General features: G+C 65.0%; 5 protein-coding genes. All 5 read right to left on the minus strand.

Annotation, left to right across the window (positions count from 1 at the left end):
* Positions 1 to 100: 100 nt before the first annotated feature.
* Positions 101 to 943 carry an urease accessory protein UreD gene (locus ACIPQ1_RS24285; protein WP_446534915.1) on the minus strand — a complete coding sequence of 281 codons (843 nt, stop codon included), beginning with the start codon at positions 941 to 943 and terminating at the stop codon, positions 101 to 103.
* Positions 944 to 973: 30 nt separating this feature from the next.
* Positions 974 to 1,672 (minus strand): urea ABC transporter ATP-binding subunit UrtE, encoded by a 699-nt coding sequence (gene urtE / locus ACIPQ1_RS24290; protein ID WP_063323142.1) that lies wholly within the window; start codon positions 1,670 to 1,672, stop codon positions 974 to 976.
* Between the two features lie 135 nt (positions 1,673 to 1,807).
* Entirely contained in the window at positions 1,808 to 2,668 is an 861-nt protein-coding gene (gene urtD / locus ACIPQ1_RS24295) for an urea ABC transporter ATP-binding protein UrtD (protein WP_411386375.1), read from the minus strand.
* On the minus strand, positions 2,668 to 3,744 hold the full coding sequence (urtC, locus tag ACIPQ1_RS24300) for an urea ABC transporter permease subunit UrtC (protein ID WP_411386376.1): 1,077 nt from the start codon (positions 3,742 to 3,744) through the stop codon (positions 2,668 to 2,670). The genes urtD and urtC overlap by 1 nt, the downstream gene beginning before the upstream one ends.
* Positions 3,744 to 5,246, minus strand: coding sequence for an urea ABC transporter permease subunit UrtB (gene urtB, locus ACIPQ1_RS24305; protein ID WP_446534916.1), 1,503 nt, complete (start codon positions 5,244 to 5,246; stop codon positions 3,744 to 3,746). The genes urtC and urtB overlap by 1 nt, the downstream gene beginning before the upstream one ends.
* Positions 5,247 to 5,358: the final 112 nt, after the last annotated feature.

Below are 5,358 nucleotides of genomic sequence, written 5' to 3' on the forward strand. Positions count from 1 at the left end.
GGTCCTCCGCCTCCCCTCCATCTCACACCACACACCCCCCCCCCCCACCCCACCCCCCCCCCCCCCCCCACCCCGCCCCCTCCCACAGGTAAAAGCAAATTCAGGTACTCCAGATTCTCGGTGGCACGGCTTCTCGTCCGAGCAACGCGGGCCTGAGCAAGCGCCACAACTCAATCAACCACCCCCGCGCCAGCAGCGCCTCGCTCGCCAGGCAACGGGCCACGAGCAAACCGGGCAATTGGCTCAGGTCGCCGCGCACGGCATGGCCCAGGGACCGGCAGCGTTCAAGCAGTTCGCTGTCGATCTCGCCGGTCACCAGCAACGTGGCGAACACCGGATCACCGCCCAGGCCGATGGGCGAGTCCAGCAGCCCATCGCCGCCGGCGATGCGCTGGCGCTCATGCCACAGCAACTGGCCGTCGCGACGGATGTCCAGTCGCGATTGAAAGTGCCCAAGGTCGAACCGCTCGCCGCTGGCCGGACGGCCGAGGGCAACCATGTCCCAGTAGAACAACCGGGCATCGCCTTGCAGGTCGATGCCCGTGCTGAGCTCGGCCTGGGCCGCGCTGAAGACGATGGTTTCCTGGGGCAGCCATTCCAGGGTCGCGCCGGGGGCCACGCTCAGGGTCAGTTGCTGGTACGCCGGGCCGGCGGCGCGGTACCACTTGGCCGCGCCAGGGCTGGTCAGCTGCGCCCAGGCGCCCGGGCCGACGTGGGCCGAGATGTCCAGTCGATCACCGCCGGCAATCCCGCCGGGCGGGTGGACGATGATGTGCTGGCACACCTCGGGGGCCTCGGCGTACAAATGCTTCTGCACCCGCAGCGGGCCTTTGTGGCGGCGTTGTACCGGGCGTGTGCAATCGCCGAAGCGGGCATAGCCCAAGTCCAGCTCGGCATGCCAGCTGGGGGTGAACAGGGCGGATGGCGATACAGGTAGATTCATGATTTTCTAATTGTCGTCGGGACGCTAAGCCTAGATCGTTACCAGCCCGCGTACACCCTCGGCTTCCATATTTTCTCCGCGCCCCTGCTGCACGATCTCGCCCCGGGACATCACCAGGTACTGATCGGCCAGCTCGGCGGCGAAATCGTAGAACTGCTCCACCAGCAAAATCGCCATGTCGCCCCGGGCCGCCAGTTTCTTGATCACCGCGCCGATCTCCTTGATCACCGACGGCTGGATGCCTTCGGTGGGCTCGTCGAGGATCAGCAAGCGCGGCCGACTGGCCAGGGCCCGGCCGATGGCGAGCTGCTGTTGCTGGCCGCCGGACAGGTCACCGCCCCGGCGTTGTTTCATCTGCAGCAGCACTGGGAACAATTCATAGATAAAGGCCGGTACTTCCTTGGCTTCGGAACCCGGGAAGCGCGACAGGCCCATCAGCAGGTTTTCTTCCACCGTCAGCCGCCCGAAAATCTCCCGGCCTTGGGGCACGTAGGCAATGCCGGCGTGCACCCGTTGGTGCGGCTTGAACGTGGTGATGGCCTTGCCTTCCCAATTCACCGCGCCTTCCTTGGCCGGCAGCAGGCCCATCAGGCACTTGAGCAGGGTGGTCTTGCCCACGCCGTTGCGCCCCAGCAGGCACGTCACCTCGCCAACCTTCACGTCGAACGACAGGCCGCGCAGGATGTGGCTACCGCCGTAGTATTGATGCAGCTTGTCGACTTGCAGCATGTCTTGAATTCCCCTCAAATCCCCTGTGGGAGCGAGCTTGCTCGCGATAGCGGCGGGTCAGTTACATTGCACTCCAGCTGATCCACCGCTATCGCGAGCAAGCTCGCTCCCACATAAAAGCCAACTTCTATCGCCTCAGCGACCGAGGTACACCTCGATCACCCGCTCATTGTCCTGCACCTGTTCCAGCGACCCTTCGGCCAGCACGCTGCCCTGGTGCAGTACGGTGACGTGGTCGGCGATTGCGCCGACGAAGCCCATGTCGTGCTCTACCACCATCAGCGAATGCTTGCCCGCCAGGGACTTGAACAGCTCGGCGGTGAACTCGGTTTCCGCGTCGGTCATGCCTGCCACCGGTTCGTCGAGCAGCAGCAATTGCGGGTCCTGCACCAACAGCATGCCGATCTCCAGGAACTGCTTCTGGCCGTGGGACAACAGCCCGGCGGCGCGGTTGACCGAGGTGGTGAGACGGATGGTCTCGAGCACTTCGTTGATGCGGTCGTGCTGCTCGCCGGTCAGTCTTGCCCGCAAGCTGGCCCACACCGATTTGTCGGTCTTGAGCGCCAGCTCCAGGTTCTCGAACACGCTCAGGGCTTCGAACACCGTCGGTTTCTGGAACTTGCGACCGATGCCGGCCTGGGCGATCTGTACTTCGCTCATGGTCGTCAGGTCGAGGGTCTCGCCGAACCAGGCCTTGCCGTGGCTGGGGCGGGTCTTGCCGGTGATGACATCCATCAACGTGGTCTTGCCCGCACCGTTGGGGCCGATGATGCAGCGCAACTCACCGACGCCGATGTACAGGTTCAAATTGTTCAAGGCCTTGAAACCGTCGAAGCTGACGCTGATGTCTTCCAGGGTCAGGATGGTGCCGTGGCGGGTGTTCAGGCCTACGCCGGCCGCCTGGCCGAGGCCGATGGCGTCGCGGCTGCTGCCCTGGTCTTTGTTGGGCTCCAGAATGGGTTCGAGCATGAAATCCGCCGTTGGAGTGATGCGCATCATTCGCCCCTTTTCTTCAGCAAGCCGATCACGCCTTTAGGCAGATACAGCGTAACAACGATGAACAGGGCCCCGAGGAAAAACAGCCAGTACTCAGGAAACGCCACGGTGAACCAGCTCTTCATCCCATTGACGACGCCGGCGCCCAGCAACGGCCCGATCAACGTGCCGCGCCCGCCGAGGGCGACCCACACGGCGGCTTCGATGGAGTTGGTCGGCGACATTTCGCTGGGGTTGATGATGCCCACCTGCGGCACGTACAACGCCCCGGCCAAACCGCACAACACCGCGCTCAACACCCAGACGAACAGCTTGAACCCCCGTGGATCGTAGCCGCAGAACATCAGGCGGTTTTCCGCGTCGCGCAGGGCGGTCAGCACCCGGCCGAATTTGCTGCGGGCCAGGCGCCAGCCGATGAACAGGCTCGTCACCAGCAGCAACACCGTGGCGAAAAACAACACCGCCCGCGTGCCTGGCTCGGTGATGCCAAAGCCCAGGATCGAACGGAAATTGGTGAAGCCGTTGTTGCCGCCAAACCCGGTCTCGTTGCGGAAGAACAGCAACATTCCGGCGAAGGTCAGGGCCTGGGTCATGATCGAGAAATACACGCCCTTGATCCGCGAGCGGAAGGCGAAGAAACCAAATACCAAGGCCAGCAAACCCGGCGCGAGCACCACCAGGCACATCGCCCAGAAGAAACTGTCGGTGCCGGCCCAGTACCAGGGCAACTCGGTCCACGACAGGAAGGTCATGAACGCCGGCAAGTCATCCCCGGCGGCCTGGCGCATCAGGTACATGCCCATGGCGTAGCCGCCCAGGGCGAAGAACAGGCCGTGGCCCAGGGAGAGCAAGCCGGCGTAGCCCCAGACCAGGTCCAGCGCCAGGGCGACGATGGCATAGCAGAGAATCTTGCCCACCAGGGTCAGGGTGTAGGCCGAGACGTGCAGCGGATGGTCCGCCGCCAGCAGCGATAGCAGCGGCAAGCTCAGCAGCACGGCGAGGATCAGCGCGCCGACGGCGAGGGTGACTTTGGGGCCGGCCTTTTGCGTGGCCGTGAGCATCAGGGGCTGGTTCATCAGTCGATTACCCGTCCTTTGAGCGCGAAGAGGCCTTGCGGACGCTTCTGGATGAACAGAATGATCAGCGCGAGGATCAGGATCTTGCCGAGCACGGCGCCGATCTGCGGTTCGAGGATCTTGTTGGCGATGCCCAGGCCGAACGCGGCGAACACGCTACCGGCCAACTGGCCGACACCGCCGAGCACCACCACCAGGAACGAGTCGATGATGTAGCTCTGGCCCAGGTCCGGGCCGACGTTGCCGATCTGGCTCAGGGCCACGCCACCCAGCCCGGCGATGCCCGAGCCGAGGCCGAAGGCGAGCATGTCCACCCGCCCGGTGGGCACGCCGCAGCAAGCGGCCATGTTGCGGTTCTGGGTTACCGCACGCACGTTCAGGCCCAGGCGCGTCTTGTTCAGCAGCAGCCAGGTCAGCACCACCACGAACAGCGCGAAGGCGATGATCACAATGCGGTTGTACGGCAGCACCAGGTTCGGCAACACCTGGATCCCGCCCGACAGCCAGGCCGGATTGGCGACTTCGACGTTCTGCGCACCGAACACCAGGCGCACCAGTTGGATCAGCATCAGGCTGATGCCCCAGGTGGCGAGCAGGGTTTCCAGCGGCCGTCCGTAGAGGTGGCGGATCACCGTGCGCTCCAGGGCCATGCCGATGGCGGCGGTGATAAAAAATGCCACCGGCAGGGCGATCAGCGGATAGAACTCGATGGCGTTCGGGGCGAAGCGCTGGAACAGCATCTGCACCACATAAGTGGAGTAGGCGCCGAGCATGAGCATCTCGCCGTGGGCCATGTTGATCACCCCCAGCAGGCCGAAGGTGATCGCCAGGCCGAGGGCGGCGAGCAGCAAAATCGAGCCCAGGGACATGCCGCTGAACGCCTGGCCCAGCAGCTCGCCGATCAAGAGTTTGCGCTTGACCTGGCCGAGGCTGGTTTCGGCGGCGGTGCGCACGGCGGCATCGGTTTCGACGCCGGGCTCAAGCAAACCTTCCAGGCGTGTGCGGGCCAATGGATCGCCGGTTTCCCCCAGCAGGCGGACGGCGGCCAGGCGCACGTTCGGGTGGGTGTCCACCAATTGCAGGTTCGCCAGGGCCAGGCTCAAGGCGGCGTGTACATCTTCGTCCTGCTCGCCGGCCAGTTGCCGGTCGAGAAACGCCAGCTGCGCCGGGCGGGCGCTTTTTTGCAGTTGCTGCGCGGCGGCCAGGCGTACGCGGGCATCCACGGCGAGTAATTGATGACTGGCGAGCGCGGTTTCGATCAGCCCGCGCAAGCGGTTGTTCAGGCGCAGGGTCTTGGGTTGGCCGTCGACGGTCAACTGGCCTTGTTGCAGGGCGTTGATCAGTTCGACGCGCTCAGGCTCCGGCTGCGCGGCCCAGGTTTCCAAAAGCTTGGCCTGCTGGGTCGGGTTGGCGGCGACGAAGTCTTCGGCGTCGCCGGCATGGGTCGTCAGTGGCAACAGCAGTGCCAGGGCGAGGATGAGGCGGTAGAGGGCGGTGGGCATATTGTTGGCCTTGCGCAAAACTTCTTTTGTGGGAGCGGGGGGGGGGGGGGGGGGGGGGGGGGGGGGGGGGGGGGAGCGGGGGGGGGGGGGGGGGGGGGGGCGACGCCCGCCC

Source organism: Pseudomonas sp. LARHCG127 (genome assembly GCF_052871455.1).

Coding starts and splice junctions, on each gene's coding strand:
- ACIPQ1_RS24285 (WP_446534915.1), bottom strand. CDS start 943: ATGAATCTACCTGTATCGCCATCCGCCCTGTTCACCCCCAGCTGGCAT.
- urtE (WP_063323142.1), bottom strand. CDS start 1,672: ATGCTGCAAGTCGACAAGCTGCATCAATACTACGGCGGTAGCCACATC.
- urtD (WP_411386375.1), bottom strand. CDS start 2,668: ATGCGCATCACTCCAACGGCGGATTTCATGCTCGAACCCATTCTGGAG.
- urtC (WP_411386376.1), bottom strand. CDS start 3,744: ATGAACCAGCCCCTGATGCTCACGGCCACGCAAAAGGCCGGCCCCAAA.
- urtB (WP_446534916.1), bottom strand. CDS start 5,246: ATGCCCACCGCCCTCTACCGCCTCATCCTCGCCCTGGCACTGCTGTTG.